General features: G+C 42.8%; 18 protein-coding genes and 1 pseudogene. 15 read left to right on the top strand and 4 right to left on the bottom strand.

Going from position 1 to position 21,506, the window contains the following annotated elements:
* Both ACH2DQ_RS28350 and ACH2DQ_RS28345 read left to right on the top strand, forming a co-directional pair.
* Nucleotides 1-616: pseudogene (locus ACH2DQ_RS28350) on the top strand (glutamine-hydrolyzing GMP synthase); the annotation flags it as partial.
* 325 nt (nucleotides 617-941) lie between these two features.
* Nucleotides 942-1,289 carry a hypothetical protein gene (locus tag ACH2DQ_RS28345; protein WP_394913783.1) on the top strand — a complete coding sequence of 116 codons (348 nt, stop codon included), beginning with the start codon at nucleotides 942-944 and terminating at the stop codon, nucleotides 1,287-1,289.
* Nucleotides 1,290-1,485: 196 nt separating this feature from the next.
* On the opposite strand, the gene ACH2DQ_RS28340 is transcribed toward ACH2DQ_RS28345, so the two are convergent.
* Nucleotides 1,486-4,494: a hypothetical protein gene (locus tag ACH2DQ_RS28340; protein ID WP_395028744.1), complete on the bottom strand. Its 3,009-nt coding sequence runs from the start codon at nucleotides 4,492-4,494 to the stop codon at nucleotides 1,486-1,488.
* Nucleotides 4,495-5,319: 825 nt separating this feature from the next.
* Between ACH2DQ_RS28340 and ACH2DQ_RS28335 the strand changes: the two genes are divergently transcribed.
* The 6 genes from ACH2DQ_RS28335 to ACH2DQ_RS28310 all read left to right on the top strand — a co-directional run bounded on the left by ACH2DQ_RS28335 (nucleotide 5,320) and on the right by ACH2DQ_RS28310 (nucleotide 11,402).
* Nucleotides 5,320-5,886, top strand: a complete 567-nt coding sequence (locus ACH2DQ_RS28335; RefSeq protein ID WP_394913785.1) for a 50S ribosomal protein L25/general stress protein Ctc — start codon at nucleotides 5,320-5,322, stop codon at nucleotides 5,884-5,886.
* A 136-nt stretch (nucleotides 5,887-6,022) separates the two neighbouring features.
* Entirely contained in the window at nucleotides 6,023-6,793 is a 771-nt protein-coding gene (locus ACH2DQ_RS28330; RefSeq protein ID WP_394913786.1) for a hypothetical protein, read from the top strand.
* A gap of 273 nt (nucleotides 6,794-7,066) precedes the next feature.
* Nucleotides 7,067-8,479 (top strand): MATE family efflux transporter, encoded by a 1,413-nt coding sequence (locus ACH2DQ_RS28325; RefSeq protein ID WP_394913787.1) that lies wholly within the window; start codon nucleotides 7,067-7,069, stop codon nucleotides 8,477-8,479.
* 75 nt (nucleotides 8,480-8,554) lie between these two features.
* Complete coding sequence (locus tag ACH2DQ_RS28320) at nucleotides 8,555-9,532, top strand: ROK family protein (RefSeq protein ID WP_394913788.1); 978 nt, start codon at nucleotides 8,555-8,557, stop codon at nucleotides 9,530-9,532.
* A gap of 22 nt (nucleotides 9,533-9,554) precedes the next feature.
* Entirely contained in the window at nucleotides 9,555-10,184 is a 630-nt protein-coding gene (locus ACH2DQ_RS28315) for a NeuD/PglB/VioB family sugar acetyltransferase (RefSeq protein WP_394913789.1), read from the top strand.
* Nucleotides 10,185-10,559: 375 nt separating this feature from the next.
* Entirely contained in the window at nucleotides 10,560-11,402 is an 843-nt protein-coding gene (locus ACH2DQ_RS28310; RefSeq protein WP_394913790.1) for a pentapeptide repeat-containing protein, read from the top strand.
* 10 nt (nucleotides 11,403-11,412) lie between these two features.
* On the opposite strand, the gene ACH2DQ_RS28305 is transcribed toward ACH2DQ_RS28310, so the two are convergent.
* Both ACH2DQ_RS28305 and ACH2DQ_RS28300 read right to left on the bottom strand, forming a co-directional pair.
* Nucleotides 11,413-12,363, bottom strand: coding sequence for a hypothetical protein (locus tag ACH2DQ_RS28305; protein WP_394913791.1), 951 nt, complete (start codon nucleotides 12,361-12,363; stop codon nucleotides 11,413-11,415).
* Between the two features lie 137 nt (nucleotides 12,364-12,500).
* Nucleotides 12,501-13,442: a LysR family transcriptional regulator gene (locus ACH2DQ_RS28300; protein WP_394913792.1), complete on the bottom strand. Its 942-nt coding sequence runs from the start codon at nucleotides 13,440-13,442 to the stop codon at nucleotides 12,501-12,503.
* A gap of 260 nt (nucleotides 13,443-13,702) precedes the next feature.
* On the opposite strand from ACH2DQ_RS28300, the gene ACH2DQ_RS28295 reads away from it, so the two are divergent.
* A complete protein-coding gene (locus ACH2DQ_RS28295; protein ID WP_394913793.1) occupies nucleotides 13,703-15,157 on the top strand; it encodes an aspartate ammonia-lyase in 1,455 nt (484 codons plus the stop codon).
* A 208-nt stretch (nucleotides 15,158-15,365) separates the two neighbouring features.
* On the opposite strand, the gene ACH2DQ_RS28290 is transcribed toward ACH2DQ_RS28295, so the two are convergent.
* On the bottom strand, nucleotides 15,366-16,061 hold the full coding sequence (locus ACH2DQ_RS28290; protein ID WP_394913794.1) for a FadR/GntR family transcriptional regulator: 696 nt from the start codon (nucleotides 16,059-16,061) through the stop codon (nucleotides 15,366-15,368).
* Nucleotides 16,062-16,327: 266 nt separating this feature from the next.
* Here ACH2DQ_RS28290 and ilvD point away from each other — a divergent pair, with 266 nt between their 5' ends.
* From ilvD to ACH2DQ_RS28260, 6 genes are all read left to right on the top strand, one after another.
* Nucleotides 16,328-18,046, top strand: coding sequence for a dihydroxy-acid dehydratase (gene ilvD, locus ACH2DQ_RS28285; protein ID WP_394913795.1), 1,719 nt, complete (start codon nucleotides 16,328-16,330; stop codon nucleotides 18,044-18,046).
* 6 nt (nucleotides 18,047-18,052) lie between these two features.
* Nucleotides 18,053-18,178, top strand: coding sequence for an FMN-binding protein (locus ACH2DQ_RS28280; protein ID WP_394913796.1), 126 nt, complete (start codon nucleotides 18,053-18,055; stop codon nucleotides 18,176-18,178).
* A gap of 424 nt (nucleotides 18,179-18,602) precedes the next feature.
* Entirely contained in the window at nucleotides 18,603-18,941 is a 339-nt protein-coding gene (locus ACH2DQ_RS28275) for a PadR family transcriptional regulator (RefSeq protein WP_394913797.1), read from the top strand.
* Complete coding sequence (locus tag ACH2DQ_RS28270) at nucleotides 18,919-19,488, top strand: DUF2812 domain-containing protein (RefSeq protein ID WP_394913798.1); 570 nt, start codon at nucleotides 18,919-18,921, stop codon at nucleotides 19,486-19,488. Before ACH2DQ_RS28275 ends, ACH2DQ_RS28270 begins: the two co-directional genes overlap by 23 nt.
* Nucleotides 19,489-19,844: 356 nt before the next feature.
* Complete coding sequence (locus tag ACH2DQ_RS28265) at nucleotides 19,845-20,402, top strand: DUF3877 family protein (RefSeq protein WP_394913799.1); 558 nt, start codon at nucleotides 19,845-19,847, stop codon at nucleotides 20,400-20,402.
* 45 nt (nucleotides 20,403-20,447) lie between these two features.
* Entirely contained in the window at nucleotides 20,448-21,491 is a 1,044-nt protein-coding gene (locus ACH2DQ_RS28260; protein WP_394913838.1) for an alcohol dehydrogenase, read from the top strand.
* Nucleotides 21,492-21,506: the final 15 nt, after the last annotated feature.

The following is a 21,506-nucleotide window of genomic DNA, read 5'->3' as shown; positions in this document are numbered from 1 at the left end:
ATTCGAAGAGGAAGCGCGCAAACTGGAAGGAATAGATTTCTTAGGCCAGGGAACGATTTACCCGGATATTGTAGAGAGCGGTACCAAGACAGCGAAGATGGTAAAATCCCATCACAATGTAGGCGGACTTCCGGAAGATATGAAGTTTGGCTTAGTAGAACCGTTAAAGCAGTTATTTAAAGACGAAGTACGTGCCTGCGGATTAGAACTGGGACTGCCGGACGGCATGGTATTCCGCCAGCCTTTCCCGGGACCGGGATTAGGTGTAAGATGTCTTGGCGCAATTACCAGAGAGCGTCTGGAAGCAGTAAGGGAATCCGATGCAATCCTCCGGGAAGAATTCGAAACAGCAGGTCTGGACAAGACTGTATGGCAGTATTTTACAGTTGTTCCTGATTTCAAATCAGTGGGTGTAAGAGACAATGCAAGATGCTTTGAATATCCGGTCATCATTCGTGCAGTCAATACCATTGATGCAATGAGTGCTACCATTGAACAGGTAGACTGGCAGGTATTGCTGAAGATTACGGACAGAATATTAAAAGAAGTGAAGAATGTGAACCGTGTTTGCTATGATATGAGTCCGAAGCCTACTGCTACGATTGAGTGGGAATAACTAGTAAAAGGCTTGAAAGTGGCTTAAACACAGGGTTTGTGGCAATTTACAATAGCCTGTGATACTACTATGATACTAAAATTATTTTGACCGATAATTTTGAGTGTCCTCACAATCAAATAAAACAAGAGAAACCCCCCTGTTTTAAGCTAAGTTTTAAAACAACTTTATGTTGTTAGCTTAGTTTGGAACAGGAGGGTTCTTTTTATGTTTAGATTGTTGGCTACAAGTTGAGTACATCTATAAATCTCTTTGCTACCAGTCAATTCATCTTTTGTAAGGTCAAGTAGGAATTTTAATAAGAGGCAAACAAAGCGATAACTTTGTGGATAATGTTTTTCAAGTGATGTTTACCAAATTTAGAATGACACACAAATTACTGCTTATTACACAAGATAATGATTTGGCCAAGGATATTACATCCCTAAATAGCAACAAATCAGTTAGAGCGAACCCCGTCCATGTTAAGAGAATTAATCAGTATGGTTTAATGAGCAACTTTACATGGAATACTGACAATACCAAAAGCGATAGCCCTAAGCAGAATAAACGGCACAACAGTGACGAAGATTTGGATGAAGATGAAGTCTTTCAAATCTGCAAAAGTGTAACAACGCTTGATGATTCAAGACTTGTGGTAACTCATATTCCAGCAGAAAACGAAAGGATTTGACATTCCAAAACGCTGCAAGTCATGCCGTGATGCAAAAAATAATCGTTCGTATAGTTCATCTGGCGGATATTCTTCTCAAACAACAAGACACACTTCATCTTCACATAGCAGTGGCTCTTCTGGAAACAATGGATCATTCTGTTTTATTTCAACAAATATAAGGCGGGAGCCCAGCCAGGGTTCCCGCCTTATATAATTAGTAAAAGCCTATCTCACAGATTGTCCGTTCATTGTATTTCACAATGCGTAAGGAAGAGGTCTCCACTGGCTCAGGAAAGGTCAGATACATCATTTTCCAGTTTCCGGTCAGCGTATCGCTTGCGAGTAATTCCCCTGTTTCATTGTTATAAATCTCAAAATTTCCATTGTTTAAGCCCCAGCCAACAAAGATCCCGGCTTTGGTGATAGTAGTTGGCTCCGGAAAAGTCACAACAGCATCGTATGGAAATGACATGCCGCTGCCCCAGATATTGGAGAAGTTAGTGGCAAATTTGGCATCCTTGCTTACCGCCTCACCGTCATTTGCCGGAAGCAGATTCTGTTCGTCAAACAATTTCTGGAATGCCTGGTCAACTGTCTGGGGATTTTTGGAGCTCCTGCTTAAGTTGTCAACATCTACAGAGGCAATTTCCTTAAGAGTCAGTTCGGATGTCACTGCCGCTCCGATTTCACCTGGGACAGGTTCTGCATCAATTCCGACACGGCGCTGCTCAGGATATCCGTAGAATGCAAGCTCATTCAGCTTCGCGTCATCGTATTTGACAATGCGGATGCGGTTGGTGTGCACTGGTTCCGAGGTCATCGGGACAAGATCCCAGGTATTGTAAGTATTCAGTTTGGATGAATAGATCAGCTCGCCGGTCATGTCATCGATAATATCCATCTGTCCGGTTCCATATGTATCATAGATTCCGATATATGTAATTGTGTAAATATCATCGAAGGTCAGGATACAGTCGTAAGGATATGCGCGGTCCTTATGCACAGCGATGGCAGACATTTCAGTAGTTGGATTCACCCGTGTCTTGATCCACGGAGTCTCTGCAGTTTTATCTGCAGTCTGTTCGTCAAACAGATGCCAGAACTGTGTCAACATAAAGTTATCGGAAGATGGCTGTCCGCCTTCCGATACATTTACAACTTCCTTGTTGTCAAATGTAATTGTATCGATGCTTCCGCGCTGATCCCCGAGGCGCATCTGCTGCACCTGGATACGCTGCTGAGGGAATGGATCATTTTCCACATCCTGACCGCTTGTCTTAACGAAAACAGGTGTTTCGCTGACCTGAATCGTCACTGTACCTTCGGAAGAGACAGGGAGGATTTCCTTGCTGCCTTCCTTAAAACGGTCGCTTGGCGTCACCTGAATTGCTTTGTCAGGGCTTCCGACAGTCAATTGATAATCACTGATTTCACTGCCGTCTGCTGTTGGTGACCAAACAGCATAGATCACTTCTGATGTATCTCTGTCCTGGTAAGTATAGAGATATACGTTATCCTGTTCGCTGAAATCAATCAAGTCTGCATTCTTCAGTGTATCTGTCGCACAGGACAGGTAGTACCAGGAAGTCTTCTTGTCCCAGTCCCCTTTTCCGGTTGTCAGCCCACTGTTGGCGTAGACTCCGCTCCACTCATCGCGAAGCATAAACATAGACATACGGTCCAGTCCCTCACGTTCTCCAACCAGAAATGCGCGGAGAAGGCGTTCTGCCCTTGCTTTGGCATATTCCTGGTTCTGATGGGAATCAACACCTTCGATTTTCTTGTCATCCGCCACAATATCAAACTCCGACAGCCAGACATCTCTTCCAGGCGCATTCTCATTCGTCCATTCGATAATGTTGCGGGCATTCTGGCGAAAATCGGAATTTTCCGGTGCCTCAGTGTCTGTGATGTAGTCATGATAATTGATTGTGTCCAAGGCAAATTTGCCATCGGTACGGTTATAGTCAAACCATGATTTCATCAGGGAGAGATATTCCACGGCGCGGTCACCGCCGGCAACACCGCCCATCACAAGTTTGAAGTTCGGGTCAGCCGTCTTGACGCCTGCATTTGGAACCGTTCCCTCATGTCCGTCATAATCAGTGCTAACCATTGCGGCATATTCATATGGATGGAAGTAGCTTTGCTTAGTCTCCCAGGTCTTGTCCTGTTCGTTCCATGTTTCAATTCCTTCAAGATAGTTCAAGCCCGCCTGGATATCGCCGTCCCCAACATTTAATGTGGCAGGATCTATATCTGTGTTTGAACCATAACGGGCGGCTAAATTATACATTGCATTTCCATGGAGAGCATAGGAGGCAGGGTCAAGTGTGTCCGCGCCGTCCTCAACAGGGATAGTGTTAAAAATATCTTTGATGTTTTCCCCATCGCCTACAAAATGGTCGTTGATTCCCTGCAGACAGGGGATCACAGAAATTCCCATGGACTGCATTGTGCGGTAGAAATTATCCTTGTTCACAATGCGGTTGAAATAATGATTTCCCTCTTTGTCAGTCAGCCAGCTCCAGTTGTAATATTCACGTACATTTCCCAATGCGGATAATGCGGTGTATGGGTCATCGCAAAATGCATTGGCGCCGATTTTTACACCGGAAGTCAGGTTGTCCTTTGGCAGTTCGGCCGGTTTGGCCTGAGTCTTTTGTGTATCCTCTTCCGTAATATCGCTGATTTTATATCCGTACAGCCCGATCTCATTGATTCCTGTGTCACTTCCGTTTGATGTTACACGGATAAAGCGGGTAGCTGTGGCAGAATCGAAGTGGGCAACACGGTATGTCTTATAATAATTGGTTGGCAAAGTGCCTAACTCTGTCCAGCCAAACGGTTCTCCCTGAAACACGGTTATGGAAGGAGAGCCATTCATGTCCATATAGCCAATGTCACTGATTACATAATAGGCTCCAAGATCGATATAAAAACTTGGTTCCCCCCACTCGATACGGTAGTTCGGCTGCCAGGTCTGTCCGCTGATATCAATTTTGGAAGCGGCAGGTGTAGCCGGAATCTGGTCCTGAGAGTCAAACAAGATCTCAGCTCCCCGCTTTGTGGCGGGAATGTGGGAAATGGATTCATTTACAATTGTAAAATTTGAAACATCCAGCTTTTCTGACACGTTGGCAGGGGCATCCTGTGCGGAAACTGACAGACCACACGATGCGGCCATAAAGATCGACAGTGCAAAAAAACCTTTTCTTTTCATATAGTTCCTCCTCTTTTCCTCATATCTCTAGTTGATATCATAATTATATATGAAGCGATGGAATATTTCAAATAAAATGACAAATTTTTACAATATATTATGGCTTTCTTTTAGAACCGGAAAAGTTGCTGAAAGTGCAATCTTATGCTAGTACTACATCCGGCTAGAAACCAAACTGACAGCACTGCCTATTTTGCCATCTGCCGCGTTGTCGTCAGTCAGCGGAGGAACCACTCCGCTTCCTTCCTCCGCCTTGCAGACTGACAAACTATTCAGCACTGTCAGTTTGGTTTCTGGCCGGATGGAGTACTAGATTGTACGAGTAAAAAGTCGACAAACTTCGGCAGATATATAACCAGAATCAAAGTTCAATACCATCTCTCTTAGACTTTTGCCCGCCTTTTCTGGAACGCTATTTTCTGGATTGTACCCATACCTCAAAGCCCACTGAATATATTACGGAAATCTCCATAAAAATTACCCCTTGACCTTAACACAGTGTCAGGGGGTATTACCTAAGGATAACAAAGCGTATTAATCAGCGAAAACCCCAATTTGGTTTATAGAATTAATCACACCCCTATGGATACCCCAGACCATGCATAGAATACTGAAATTTGCTTTTTATTTCAATCTGTGTTATACTGCATTTATTAATTAAATAGGAAAAAGAACCGTCATAAAGAAGGGCTTTTGGTATTACGCTTAGCGGCGTTGTATGAAGAGCTCTTCTTTTTTTAGTTTGACAGGGACGGTAAGGTCTGTTATTTGTAACGCCAAAGGCGGCAAATTAACATAAATCACAAAAAACAGGAGGAAATAAAAATGGAAACTATGAGTGTTCAAAAGCGTGATTTTACGGTAAAGGCAAAGAAAATGAGACGTCTCGGCATCATTCCGGGAAACGTGTTCGGGAAATCTCTGCCAGGGTCGATTCCGATTCAGATGGAAGAAACGGCAGCACGCAGATTGATTCGTCAGAAACGTGAAGGCAGCAAGCTTTCACTGGACCTGGATGGACGGGTTATTCCAGTTCAAATCAAGGAAAAATCATTGAATCCAATAAATGATGAAATCTTGCACATTAGCTTTCAGGCATTAACAACAGATGAAAAGGTCAATAGTGTGATTCATATTCTTCTTGCAAATGATAAGAAATTTGGAGGACAGCTGGAAAAAATGCTTATGGAAATACCATATGCTTCCTTACCAGGAGACATGATTGATACAATCACAATTGATGCTGACAATCTGAAAACAGGTGTTATTCTTACGCTTAAGGATATTCCCGAACTTATGAGTGATAAAATTGAGTTACAGGCAGATCCTGATGAAATTGTGCTGCGCATAAGTGAAAGGAAACAACAGACACAGGTACTTGCAGAGGAATAACTTGAAATTTAGCTAGAATTACCATAAGAAAGCAAAAAACAAATAACGGTTAAACAAATACAAAAATAACATTAAGAGCTTGAATGTTGACACTTAAGTGTTGTGCAGGAAAGCTCTTTTTTAGGAAGGAAAACGAATGAATATATTAGGACAAGCAGTAAAGCATAAAAAATATGGAAAAGGTGTGATTACGAATCTTTCTGAAAATAGTATCACTGTCTGCTTTTCAGAAAGCCAGAAATTATTTCAATTTCCTGACGCGTTTCCGCAGTACCTGACTTTAAAAAATAAATCAATTCAAACAAAAATAGAAAAGTTAAATGAGGAACGCTTCCTGGAGATTGAAAAAAGGAAGCAAAGAATGGAGAGGGAAAACAAGTATCGTAACCGCATGTTTACAATGAAAATTCCTCAAAAATCCCAAGTGGCATATGATATTTTGGAAGAAGATATTGTTAATTTGGACTATATCGAAACGGGATGCTTGTTAAGCGGCGAAATGAAAGGCAGCCCAAGAATACCGTCAAATGTACAGCCCAATTCCGCAATCATTTTGACTGATTGCGGCAATGGTGGAGAGGATGAAAGATGCATTATCGGGATAGCAATGGCAGGTGAGTATTTCTGGGGAAAAGAATGTACCGACAATCAGATAAAACTTCATGAAAAATATAAACTGCTTCTGTCTTATGAGAATAGAATTTCATTTTGGAAATATTTTAAGCGAGAAGCATTTCCAGATCAGTGGGGGAGAGTTCCTTTTAAGTATTTTCAAAATCAGACCATGCAGAAAATCATATTTGACATCTGCAGTAAGGCTGCCGGAACAGAGCAGGAAGAGGAAATAATGGAGTTATATAGCTATTTTTGTTCTGTAAACCGTATTACGGAAAAAGCGATAACATAAATGGAAAGCATTTCTGCGGGCAGAATACGGAAAGCAGGGACATACAGCGCTTCACTTGTAAGATATAAAAATACGCGGCATACCCCACCGAGGACACTGCCGGTGCCAAAGAGAAGCAGCATTTCTAATCATAATATGACATTTCATTAAATAACTTTCATTCCTTATTGACAACTACTATAAATTATAGTAATATCATAATCGTTACTAAATATACTATAATGTATAGTACTATATTTTATGGTGCACTTTGAAAAGGAAGGAGATTAAATAATGAGTGAACAAAACAAGAAAACGGATTTATTAGGAAAGGCGCCGATACCCAAGGCTCTGTTAGCTTTAGGCTTGCCTACCATGATTGGTATGATGGTGAACGCCCTGTACAATTTGGTGGATGCTTATTTTGTGGCCGGATTGGGAACTGCGCAAAATGGGGCAATTGCGGTTGCTTTTCCGCTGGGACAGGTGGTTGTAGGGCTGGGTCTTCTGTTTGGAAACGGTGCTGCTTCCTATATTTCCAGACTATTAGGACGGGGAGATAAAGATACTGCAAACAAGGTTGCCAGTACCGCTCTGTACAGCAGCGTGCTTGTAGGTGCAATCGTGATCATCTGCACAATGATTTTTCTGAACCCCATATTAAAACTACTGGGGGCAACGGAAAGTATCCTGCCTTATGCAGTGACGTATACCAGCATTTATATTATTTCATCCATATTTAATGTATTCAATGTCACAATGAATAACATCGTAACAAGCGAAGGAGCTGCTAAAACAACGATGTTTGCATTGATGGCAGGTGCCATACTGAATGTAATTTTAGACCCGGTTTTTATCTATACACTGGACTTAGGCATAGCCGGAGCGGCTATTGCAACGGCGATCTCCCAGGTGGTCTCGACTTTTGTTTATTTGTTCTATATTTTCAGCAGGAAAAGTAATTTCAGTTTCCGGTTTCAGGACTGCTATTTTGCAAAAAGTATTTTAGCTGAGATTTTTAAAATCGGTGTGCCAACGTTGATCTTTCAGTTACTGACCAGCCTCTCCATTGCACTTATCAGTGGAATTGCAAAAACAAAGGGTTATGGAGATTCCGTAATCGCAGCCATGGGAGATGTCACGAGGATTGTTTCCATGGGAAGCCTGATGGTGTTTGGATTTATCAAAGGATTTCAACCGATTGCAGGCTATAACTATGGAGCAGGAAAATTTGAACGCCTGTATGCAGCTATCAAAACTACCATAATATGGTCAACGATATTCTGTGTCCTTTATGGTTTCCTTATCGCAGTGTTCTCAGGTGAGATCATATCACAATTTACAAAAAATGATACGGTACTGATAACCACCGGACAGAAAGCCTTAACTGCTTATGGAGTTTCTTTCTTCCTGTTTGGCTTCTACACCGTATATTCCTCTTTATTTCTGGCACTTGGAAAAGCAAAAGAAGGATTTATACTTGGGGCGTGCAGACAGGGAATCTGCTTTGTACCTATTATTGGGATTCTTACCTTGATTTGGGGATTGAATGGTATTCTGTATGCACAGCCTGTTGCGGATGTGATTTCTGCGTTGATCACCGTATTTATGGCAGTCCGGCTTCATAAGAAATTAAATAGTATGGGGGCACATACGCCTGACGGCTCTGGTTTAGCAGGACAGCGTGTAAGAGATATGGAGTTTTAATACTTGCCGGACTTAGAACTGTGTGATACACTTATTTTCATAGTAATAATAACTATGAAAATAAGGAGGAGAATTATGGCAGATGCAGGTGAAATAAAAAACATCAATACAAAGCTAATACGCCGTATATTTAAGCAAAATGAGACCCTTAGCAAAAATACGCTGTCACGGGAGACGGGGTTAAGTTTTTCCACCATCAACCGCCTGGTTGACCGTCTGGTAGAGGCAGGTGAGCTGGTGGAAATGGGGGCAGGGAATTCCACCGGTGGGAGATGTGCACAGCTCTATGCCCTGAATCCGATGTTTCAGGTCACCCTGTCCCTTCGCCTTGAAGCTGCGGAGCTGAAATGGTTTGTAACCGATTTGAACGGTTATTGTCTGGAAAGTAAAACGGAATCATGTGAATCGGGAGTTCTGAAAACAATTGAAGTACTGATTCGAAGCGTGCAGATACGCTATCCACAGCTGGGGGCGATCGCTATGGGCGTGGCGGGAACCGTTAACCATGGAATTGTAACCGAACCATTTGGCTATGAAGAACTGAGAGGTGTGGATTTATCAGCGTATATCAGGCAGATATCATCGCTCCCAACAGCAATAGAAGGTGATATGTTTGTTGCCTCTATGGGATACTGTGCCGGCTGCAGGGAGGTTCCGAAAGCAGCAGTCTGTATTTACATCGGACAGTTGGGAATCGGAGCCGGACTTGTGATTGGGGGAAATGTATGGCGTGGAGCCTCGGAATTTGCAGGGGAACTGCACTATCTGCCAATAGAAAAAAACTTTGAATACGTAGAGACAAAATTTGACGGGGCGGATATGGTTGCTTACTATGGCAAAATTATTCGCTCCTATGCAGCACTTGTGAATCCGGACCGGGTTGTCCTGTACGAGAATGAGTTTATTGCCGGAAAAGCAGACGCTATCCGACGGGAATTCTCTTTTTGCCTTCCACCGCAGGCAATTCCCCAGTTAGAAGTATCCAGGAACTTTGATGGGGATTACCAGCTGGGGCTGGCGTCTATTGCATCTGACCTGTTAGAACGTGGGTGAATAGGAAAGTGAGGGAATGTTAATGAAGAAATTATTGATCTGGGGTGCAGGAGACCAGGGAAAAGTGGTATTGGATTGTGCACTGTGTTTAAAGAATTATGATGAGATTTCCATGCTGGCAATAAAGAACCGTTCCGGTGGCGGGGTGATGGGATATCCGCTTTTGAAAATAGATGAAGAATATCCGTCTATAGAGCTGTTGTCAGAGTTTGATGCCGCAGTTGTGGCAACGGGAGACAACAGCATACGGTTAGCATATACGGAATATCTGATTTCAAATGGGGTATCTGCGGCAACACTTATACACCCTTCAGCTGTGGTCAGCCGCTTTTCATCGATAGGATCAGGAACAGTTGTATTGGCTAATGCAGTCATAAATCCATTTGCAGCGGTTGGAAAAGCATGTATTGTAAATACTTCTGTAATTGTGGAGCACGACTGCCGGGTTGGAGATGGTGTGAATTTATCTCCAAAGGCAGCGATGTGCGGACATGTCCGAGTAGGAAATAAAAGCTGGCTATGCACAGGATGCAGTATCGCCAATGATATCATCATTGGGGAAAATGCAGTGGTCGCTGCAGGAGCAGCTGTAATTAAAGATGTGCCGGACAATGTCATGGTTGCCGGTGTGCCTGCAGTTATAAAAAAGTGAAACAAGATGAAATCATATTTCTGACCCTGATCACTCACCTAACTTGCTAGCCCACGCGGCGGCAAGTGTGCAGCTGTGAAATATTCCGGCGCTGTATCGAAGCTGTGAATGCTTTAATCGAAGGAGATACTGCCGGGTTTGCGAGAAAGTCTTCGGATATGTTTCAGTATACCCGTCTGCTCATCATTGCGGAATGTAAGCGGCTCGGATACTGGGAGGTCGCAATGCAGATGTATGATGGCTCTATTCTGTGGAAATGACTGTCTGCTTTTCCAGTTGCCAATGATACTTCCATGGGGTAAAATGTGATTATGCAGAGCTGCATATATATCGAAGACGGGAATTGAGATTGCCGTTACAGAGAAAGGAAATAAAATGAATACATTACATAGATCAACCAGGTATGAAGAATTAGTCCGGAGCCTGAAAATTGATTGCAAAAAGTGCAGCGGTCTATGCTGCACCGCTTTATATTTTTCAAAATCAGAGGGGTTTCCCAATAATAAACCAGCAGGAAAGCCATGCACAAACCTCATGTCAGACTATAGCTGCGCTGTGCATAAAAATCTGATGCAGTACAATCTGAAAGGCTGTATGGCATTTGACTGCCTTGGAGCGGGGCAGAAAGTAACCAGTGATATTTATGGAGGCGTGTCATGGAAGGATCGCCCGGAAGCGGCATCGGAAATCTTCAAGGTATTTCTGGCAGTCTGGCAGCTGCATCAGATGGTGTGGTATTTGGCGGAAGCATCTGCTGTCATACCGGCGGAAAAGCTGGCGGATGATATCGATGCCCTGATTTGCGAATACAGGCAGATAACGACCCTTGCGCCAGCTCAGTTATTACAGATTGATATTGAGGAATACCGTACCCGGGTTAACCGCATTTTGAAAAAAGCCGGAGAACTTGCAGCAAAGTCCATTGCTCCGGGAAAAAATGCAGATAAAAGGTCCGACTATATGGGGAGAAACTTTAAAAAAGCCAATCTGAATGGCCGGGATTTCAGCATGTCTCTGATGATAGCAGCCAATCTGGAGGGCTGCAGCTTGTATGGAACGAATTTCCTTGGAGCGGATATGCGGGATACCAATATCAAAAATGCAGACTTAAGCGAAAGTCTCTTTCTCACCCAGGCGCAGGTCAATGCGGCACAGGGAAATGAAAACACGAAGCTTCCGAGAACCCTATGCAGACCAAGTTCCTGGAAATGCCAGTAAATCTTATCGGCTATTTCTTTTTCTTACGCTCCTCCGCTGCAGATTTTAATTCGATAAAAGCATCTTTGAACTTTTGTGAATTTGCAGTGGGGTGGCTCTTTAACATATCTCTTTTGTAGAAGCCAAGGCGTTCCCTCAGGTAGTTTCTCTTTTCTCTTTCAATAATAAACTTCTCTTTCAGACTTTCCAGCTCTTCCCGGTATTGTGCAGCATTATCTTTTGCGATGCTGTTGCTGTCAAATGCACTTTTGGCAAGTGTATCCAGCCGCTCCCGTATGCCCTGCATTAATTCGCCAAGCTGGGTGCGTGCAGTCTGGGTGAAGCTTTCTTTTGGAGTTTCCCGGTCACTAAAAGCGGTATCCGAAAATGCGATAATGGCATCCAGGCGGGTTTGGATTTTTAAGAGTTCTTCTTTTGCTTTTGTCATTTTCTCCAGCATATTTCGGATGTCAAGTGCAGCCTTAAAGGAGAGTGCCAAGTCAGCGGCAATAATAACGGTTAAAACGGTTGCTGTGATGGAAGCCAGGGAATCATTGAGTGAAAGAACCAGGTTTTCTACCGGACCATGGATAAATTTTACCAGAGCAATTGTTAAAAATCCCCATGCGATAGAAGAACTAAGGCAGATATGACCCTGGAAATTAAAGGACTGATCGCTGTAGTCCCAGTAACGGACTTTGAAAAGAGCTTCCATGGCTACTCCCGTGATATATTCCAGAACCGTGGCTGCGATACAGCCAGCCAGAAAGGTCATCAGAAGATGATTGCGCACCGGAATGGAAACATACAGCATCAGTACGGCTCCGCTGCCGTATAAAGGAAGAAAGGGACCTCTCATAAATCCCCGGTTTACAAACTTTTTTTGTTTCACCGAAACAAAGGTGGATTCTATACACCAGCCGATAAAGCAGTAAATGTAAAAAAACAGCAGCCAGTCCACCAGGGTATAATTGTAGTTCATTGCATTGTTACTCCTTTCCGTGTATTGTTAAAGTCAAAAACCCACTGCAAGCAATGGGGGTTTTGATCCTATAAATGCCGGGAATATGGATCCGTCATCTGTTAATAGAATCATGTTATACCTTTTAGACAAGGGTGTCAACCGCCGGACTGCACCAGGTTCAGAAACTCCTGCATGGAACGAGTCATATATTTATTCTGTTTCCGGAAAAAATAGATGTTTCGTCCGATTTTACTGTCATCCACTTTATAATACAGCACATCGGGATGGGGCTGCACACAGGCTACCAGCGTATCGCTGATAAAGGATATTCCCATCCCGGAGCAGGTAACGTTATAGGCAGTCATCAGCTGGTCCAGTTTCAGAATAATATTTGGCTTAAAACCATGGTTCTGGCAGATCGTCAGCCCACGCTCCCCGGTATCATTTTCTGTTTTCAGGAAAACAAAAGGCTCCTCCTGAAAAGCAGTCAGCGGTACGGAAGGGTACTCCATATTCAAAAAACTGCCATTTCGGATGGCTGCCGGATCAATCTGATACGCCGACAGTTCCTGATTGATAGAAAGTGCACGCGGAACAGCCAGTACCAGATGTTCTTCCTGATACAGATGCTTTGCAAAGACCGCATCGTCAAACACATAATTGTCTATGATCAGATCCAGTGAACCGGACAGAAGCTGCTGCTCCAGCCTGGAAGTACTTTCCTCCAGCAGATCAACATGGATTTTCGGATACCGCCTGGTAAATTCCGTAATCAAAGGAGGCAGCACATAGGAGGAAAACAGGTTACTCCCCCCGATAGAAAGACTGCCCGTTTCCAGTTGGTTCAGATCAGTGACATAGTTGGTAAAATCATTCTGAATATTGAGGATCTGTTCGATTGCCACAATATATTTTTCCCCGCAGTCCGTCAGCCGGATGGGATTGCTGCTGCGGTCAAAAATGGGTGCGCCGATTTGTTCCTCCGTCCGTTTTACGGTGGCGCTTAAAGCCGGCTGAGAAATATACAGGTTCTTAGCTGCTTTGGAAAAACTTTTCTCTTTATATACTTCGTAAATATATTTCATGGATGAAAACATAGCCGCCTCCTTTTAGGTATAACATACAGGTTATATGTTATATAAAAAAACTTGTATTTGATTATATTATAACCCTCGTATATAATGAGGTCAATCAAAACAAAGCAAATCAAAACAGTCACAAACCCGCTGCAAGCAACGGGGTTTGTGACCCTCGCGGCAGTCGCCAAATGGATGCGCCAGCGCGTCCATTTGGCTCGTTGCTCGCGGGAATAAAAGAAAAAAGTAAAAGACGAGCACAAGATAGGAGATCGGGTATCATGGTTGAAAAAGTAAAACTGGATGGCGTACAGTATCGTATGGAAAACGATTCAATAGGAACGAAAGACGTTCCGGAAAATGTATATTATGGAGTACAGTCCTTAAGGGCGGCTGAAAACTTCAAGATTACAGGGTTATTTATGCATCCGGAGATTATCAACAGCCTTGCATATATAAAGAAAGCAGCTGCTATTACCAACTGTGAAGTAGGACAGCTGGATAAAAAAATCGCAGATGCCATCGTACAGGCATGTGACGAGATATTAGAAGGCCATCTGCATAAGCATTTTATCGTAGATCCGATCCAGGGCGGTGCCGGAACTTCACTGAATATGAATGCAAATGAAGTAATCGCCAACAGGGCAATTGAAATATTGGGCGGTGAAAAGGGCGATTACAGCATTGTAAACCCCAATGATCATGTAAACTGCGGCCAGTCCACAAATGATGTAATTCCCACCGCAGGTAAAATGACATCCCTGAAACTCCTTAAGAATGCCCAGAAGGAATTGAAAAGGCTGTATAAAGCATTTTGTGCAAAAGCCCAGGAATTTGACCATGTAATCAAAATGGGCAGAACCCAGATGCAGGATGCCGTTCCCATCCGTCTGGGGCAGGAATTCAAAGCATATTCAGTAGCGATACAAAGAGATATTAACCGTATGGATAAAGCAATGGATGAAATGCTGACTCTGAATATGGGAGGAACCGCAATCGGAACCGGATTAAATGCAGATGAACAGTACTTAAAGCGTATCGTACCGAATCTTTCTGAGATTACCGGCATCGGATTTGTTCAGGCATTTGACCTGATTGACGCAACACAGAATCTGGATCCTTTTGTAGCGGTATCCGGAGCGATTAAAGCATGTGCGGTCACTTTATCCAAGATTGCAAACGACCTTCGTTTAATGTCATCCGGTCCAAGAGCAGGATTTGGGGAAATCAATCTTCCGGCGAAACAAAATGGTTCCTCCATTATGCCTGGCAAAGTAAATCCGGTAATTCCGGAAGTGGTAAATCAGGTTGCGTTTAACATCATCGGAAATGATATGACCATTACCATGGCTGCAGAAGCAGGGCAATTGGAACTAAATGCATTTGAGCCGATTGTATTTTACTGTCTGTTCCAGTCAATAGATACCCTGGGATATGCCGTAGAGACCTTTGTAGATAACTGCGTAACCGGAATTACGGCTAATGAAGAGAGATGCAGGGAATTGGTGGAAAACAGTGTGGGAACCATTACCGCTATCTGTCCCCACGTAGGCTACCAGAAAGCTGCTGAAGTGGCTAAAAAAGCAATCAAAACCGGTGCCCCGGTACGAAAACTGGTGGTGCAGGAGGGGCTGCTGAACGAAGAAGAAATAGATACCATTTTAGAGCCGGTCAACATGACACAGCCCGGTATTTCCGGTAAAGAGCTGATTCTGAAAAGAGAAGCAGATAAATAATAATGATAATAATGATTGCATAAGCGAATATTAATATTACACATATAGTATATTCATAGTGCATCAAGAGAGTATTTATAGTGCATCAATAAAGTGTTTGTATTGCATGTTCAATCTCCCTAAGATTAGAATATAAAAGAGGCCCCGGCTGCAGATAACGTGAAGGATCTGCGGACGGGGCTTTTGATTTTACCAAAAGAATGGATCTTTAAGATATGCCGTGATTCCGTATACGGCGGCGGTTATAAACCAGATGAAGATACATGGCATCCTGGGCACCTACGGCATCGTGTCCGGAAATGGCATCTGTGATGTCACGATGGCTTTGCAGAGTTTCTTCTATTAAAGTATTCTCGGTTAAATCAATAAATAATTCAATAGTGCTGTTGATAATGGGGATCAGCCGGGGGACCACCACATTTTTGCTGCTCATGGCAATAGCCGTATGAAATTCAATGTCTTTTTGTGTATGGTTTATACCAGCATGCATCTGTGCTTCAATCTCCTGGCAGATTCCCTGTATCTGTAAGATTTCCTGGTCACTTGCGTTCTGGGCTGCCATTGCCGCGATTGATGGCTCAATCATAAATCGGATTTCCATCAGGTCTTTAGCGAGGCTTTCTTTATCATCTATGAAAATAAGCCCCAGAGGATCATCAGCTACCCCCTTTTTGGCAGATACGTAGGTCCCGGAACCCTGCCTGATTTCAACAATATTTCTGGATTCCAGTAATTTCATTGCTTCCCGAACCGTACCACGTCCAATCTGCAGAGATTTGGAAAATACCGTTTCGTTAGGCAGACGGTCTCCCGGCTGTAAATGCTGCTCATTAATATATTGAATAATAAAATCGGACGCCTGTCCGGTTAAATTCTTTTTATCCTGGTTCTGCTCTGAATTCATATGATCACCTTCCTGAAAATGATTATATAGTATTGGCGTTTATTTTACAATCTTATTTTTAAATAAATAGCATAATGAAAGTCATCCTATGATTTGAAAGGAGAAATGCACAAGATTAAAGAGAAAAATTGTGTGTAATATACAAAAATTTAGATTATACTTGACTTTTGTTAAAATAAGTTTTATATTCAAAATATAAATCATCATATGAATTGTACCGTAAATAGGAAAATAAAAGATCGTATGTATAAAAAGGAGAAGAACGTATGTATAACAGCCAAAAAATCCGCAAGCTGGCACCGGAAATGGATCCCCTTAGAATGGGAATGGGATGGTCCGTAGAAGATTTAGAGAAACCACAGATAATGGTTGAGAGTACCTATGGAGACAGCCATCCTGGAAGTGCACATCTGAATATTTTTGTGGAAGAAGCAGTCAGAGGAATCAATGAGCATGGAGGGAAAGCAGCCAGGTATTATGCCACAGATATCTGTGACGGCATGGCACAGGGACATGACGGCATTAATTATTCCCTCGCCAGCCGGGATATGATTGCCAATATGATTGAAATCCATGCCAATGCCACTACGTTTGACTCCGGTGTATTTATTGCAAGCTGTGACAAAAGCGTTCCGGCACAGCTAATGGGCATCGGAAGAATTAATATTCCAAGCATCATGGTTACCGGGGGTGTTATGGATGCAGGTCCGGATATGCTGACTTTGGAGCAGATCGGAGCCTACAGCGCCATGTGCCAGAGGGGAGAAATATCTGATGAGAAGCTGACCTTCTATAAACAGCATGCATGTCCTTCCTGCGGTGCCTGTTCCTTTATGGGAACTGCTTCCACGATGCAGATTATGGCGGAAGCACTGGGGCTGATGCTGCCGGGCAGTGCACTTATGCCGGCAACCTGCGAAGATCTAAAAGAGGTTGCATATAAAGCCGGGATTCGTGCGGTGCAGATGGCAAGAGAAGGCGTGAAGGCAAGGGATATTGTTACCAGAGAAAGTTTTGAAAATGCGGTAATGGTTCACGCAGCAATTTCCGGGTCTACCAACAGTCTGATTCACATACCGGCGATTGCACATGAATTCGGTATAGATTTCGATGCGGAAAGTTTTGACCGGATGCATAGGGGAGCACACTATCTTCTGGATATTCGCCCGGCTGGAAAGTGGCCGGCACAGTTCTTCTATTATGCAGGCGGCGTACCTACTATTATGGAAGAAATCAAGAGTATGCTGCATCTTGATGTTTGTACAGTGACCGGTAAGACATTGGGAGAGAATCTGGAGGATTTAAAAAATTCAGGATTTTATGAAAAATGCGGCGAATATCTCAAAAAGTGGAATTTAAAGCGAACCGATATTATCAGAAGCTTTGATGATCCCATTGGATCCGATGGAACGGTAGCGATTCTCAAGGGGAATCTGGCACCGGATGGAGCAGTTGTGAAACATTCTGCGGTACCAAAGGAGATGTTCCAGGCACTTCTTCGTGCACGCCCGTATGATTGTGAAGAAGATGCGATTGCAGCAGTACTGAATCACGATGTCAAGCCCGGGGATGCAGTCATTATCCGTTATGAGGGCCCGAAAGGAAGCGGCATGCCGGAGATGTTCTACACCACAGAAGCAATTTCATCTGATGCCAAGCTGGGAAAGACAATCGCGCTCATAACCGATGGACGTTTCTCAGGGGCATCGAAAGGTCCGGCAATCGGACATGTATCTCCCGAGGCAGCAGAAGGCGGTCCAATCGCTCTGGTAAAAGAAAATGATCTCATTGAATTGGACATTAATAACAGAGTTCTGAGAATTGCTGGAATCAATGGGGAAAAATGCAGTGAAGAAGAAATAAGCAAAGTTCTGGCGAAGAGAAAAGAAGAATGGGAGCCGGCGAAAGAAAAGTATGAGTCCGGCGTTCTGAATATATTTGCAAAACATGCGGTTTCACCGATGAGAGGCGGTTATATGGAATAAGCTGGGATGGAGAAATTGGCGGATGATATGGTTAAACAGCAGAGTCTGAATGTTGACGCAGTATCAGGGGCTGCAAACTCCAGTAAAGTAATTCCAAAAGCAGTAGAGAATGCACTTGGTAACAGAACATAATATTAAAATCCTTCTGATGAAATTGCGGAAGGATTTTTTATTGACTTTTATATCGTAGTGCGATATAATCAAGGTACGATATATAGCAGTGCGATGTATAGAGGTGAAAAAGGGTAAATAAAAGATGAATAAAACAAATATATAAAGAATCAAAAAAGCGATCATCGGATGTGAAGTCATCATCAGATATAAAGCAATCATCGGATGTGAAGCTATCATCAGATATAAAGCGATCATCGGATGTGAAGCTATCATCAGATGTAAAGCGATCATCGGATGTGAAGCTATCATCAGATGTGAAGCTATCATCAGATGTGAAGCTATCACCAGATGTAAAGCGATTATCGGATATGAAACGGATTTCAAGGCACTCAAGATATTAAATAATTCTAAAATGACAATGCAGAAATGAGGGATATAGAAAATGGATGAAAAGATTAAACGTGTATATATACCCATGACAGAGACCGGATTTTATATTTTATTCTCTCTGCAAAATGAAATGCACGGATATAACATTATGCAGCACGTAAAGGAGATTACTTCAGATGAGATTACAATCAGTCCGGGAACAATGTACGGCAGTTTATCCAAAATGGAAAAAGACGGGCTGATTCGTTTTACAAAAGAGGAAAATAAGAGGAAGTCTTATCTCATAACGCCTCTTGGAGAGCAGATATTACAATTGGAATTAAAACGGATACAGAGATTATATCAAAATAGTAAAGGGGAGCGGTATTATGGAATTGAAGAAAATGCATAGATTTTTTTCACTTGCAGATTTTAAGGATGAAGAGCATTTCTTGATGGAACAGCATCGAAGCGGGTGGAAATTTCTGGGAACGGGAGGATATACGTACCGGTTTGAAGCCTGCCAGCCAGAAGAATACATTTATCAGCTGGACTATAATGATGAAGAAAATGATGAATCGGGTTACCTGGCAATTTACGAAGATTATGGCTGGGAATACATTATGAAGCTAAACAGTTTTTACTATTTTCGCAAAAAGAAATCAGAGATTGAAGAGGAGAATCAAATCTTCAGCGATAACACTTCAAAAGCAGAGTGCTGTAAAAAGATTTTAAAGCGTCAGGTTATTCTGCTAACCACTTTTTTTACCGTACTTTTATGCTGCTTCATTATACCCCTTACAAATGGGGGCGCAAATTGGAGCAGCCTGGCATTCAGAACGGTCATGACAATTTTTCTCTGCATCTATGTACTGCTTTTTCTGCTGCATATGCGCAATTTCAGAAAATTGAACCAGATGATTGCTGCATTACGAAATCCGTTGGAGCGTGAGGAATAAATGTTATGCTTTTACTTTACGGAAAGTTGTTATCATATCATTCTGATTTAAAGCTGGCAGAGGTTTAAGCAGATAGAGGCAATTGAATAAAGGATTACAATTGAATAACTGATTACAAAAAGAGGGTATTCACAGAGAAAGATAGATTTTTCTCTGTGAGTACCCTCTTGTCATGAAAACGTTCTAATTTAAAAACATTGTGCGCTGTAGTGCTGGAAGAAATCAGTAAAATTTGTTACAATAAATCTGAAAGCGTGTCTGCTAAACATTGTACCAGCAGCGGTTCAAAATGGAACAGCAGCCAGAATGCAATTTTCAGACACGATCTATAGCATATTGGAAAGTGAGGCTGGGTAATGGGAAATTTTGATTTTGCACATTTAGAAAAAAATATATCAGATATGATATTTGAAGGTATGGTTAAGATTGGTTATATGGAAGGGAAGAGTGTCAGCGTCTTCTACGATCCTGGACTGATCTGTTATTTGCTGGATACCGGGGAGATGGAAACAACGTCTTTGCAAAAATGTATGGCGGAATTCGAAGAATATGTAAAACCGCATTTTCACGATATGAAGGTAAAGTTCGAGGCAGGAAGATATGAATTTGCAGTTCCCAAAGAAGGAGTTAAATATATCTATGAAAATAATACCAGCCGGGAATTTTTGAAAAAACTGGTTCAGGTATTACAGGGACCTTCCTGTGGACTGGATGAGATTATTGCTGTTTTCCGGGAGGTTTCAGAGAAAATTACAGTAGAAGAAATCCAGCATTCGGAATTCCAGTATGTGATTACATTCCAGGATAAGGATATCGATGAGTTTCATTATTGCTTTACCTTTGATGAAATGGGACATTATTACCACCGGCTTTTAGATTATGATTTCGAAAAAGTTGTTCATTGTGATTGTTAATTAAAGAGGAGGCATAACATGAATTGGAGACTTGACAGGGAATGGATGAAGGCATTGGTCTGCCATGTGAATGGAAGTATTGAGCTGATGGACTGCCCCATACCTGTAATGAAAGATGATAAGGACGCCATTATTGAAGTAACATTATCTACGATATGTATGAGTGATCTCCACATCATGCATCAAACTGTGCCAAGAGCTAAGCCTGAGACGGTACTTGGGCATGAATTTACGGGCAGGGTCATGGAAGTAGGAAGTGGTGTGACAAACATAAAACCGGGTGATCGGGTAGCGGTGAACTGTATTACATTTTGCGGCGAGTGCTATTTTTGCCGGGAAGGATATATCAATAATTGTGAAAAAGGCGGCTGGGAACTGGGATGCCGTATAGACGGATGCCAGGCAGAATATGTAAGAGTGCCTTTTGCGGATATGGGTCTAACTAAAATTCCTGATTCCGTGAAGGATGAAGAGGCTCTGTTTCTCGGTGATATTCTTTCAAGCGGATACTTTGGAGCGGATCTGGCTGAAATCAAACCGGGAGATACCGTGGCGGTGATAGGTGCAGGACCAGTGGGGCTGTGTGCGATGATGTGCGCAAAACTATTTGGAGCATCCAGGATTATAGCGGTGGATATCGATGAGTCCAGGCTGCAGCTCGCCCTGAAGCAGCAGCTGGCAGATACGGTTTTCAATCCGGCAGTCTGTGATATTGAAGAGGAAATAAAAAAACTAACTGCAGGCCGGGGGGCGGATGGAGTCATCGAAGCGGCGGGAGGCAGAGATACCTTTTCCCTTGCATGGAAAGCGGCAAGACCAAATGGTGTAGTGGCACTGGTTGCCATGTACGAAGAAAATCAGGAGCTTCCGCTTCCTAAGATGTATGGAAAGAATCTGATTTTTAAAACCGGGGGCGTGGATGCGGTACATTGCGAACGTTTGATGCGGCTGATCGAAGCAGGTAAGATACAGACGAATTTTCTGATCACCCATCGTGCATCGCTAAATGATATTGTGGAGGGCTACCGGGTATTTGGAAATAAAGAAGACGGATGCATAAAGTGGGCAGTTACTCCATATGAGCGCTAGAGCCTGTTTGAAAAT

The sequence above is a fragment of the Robinsoniella sp. genome, from assembly GCF_034124845.1.
The sequence above is the reverse complement of the archived record's forward strand: the minus strand, read 5'-3'. Positions and strand labels throughout refer to the sequence as shown.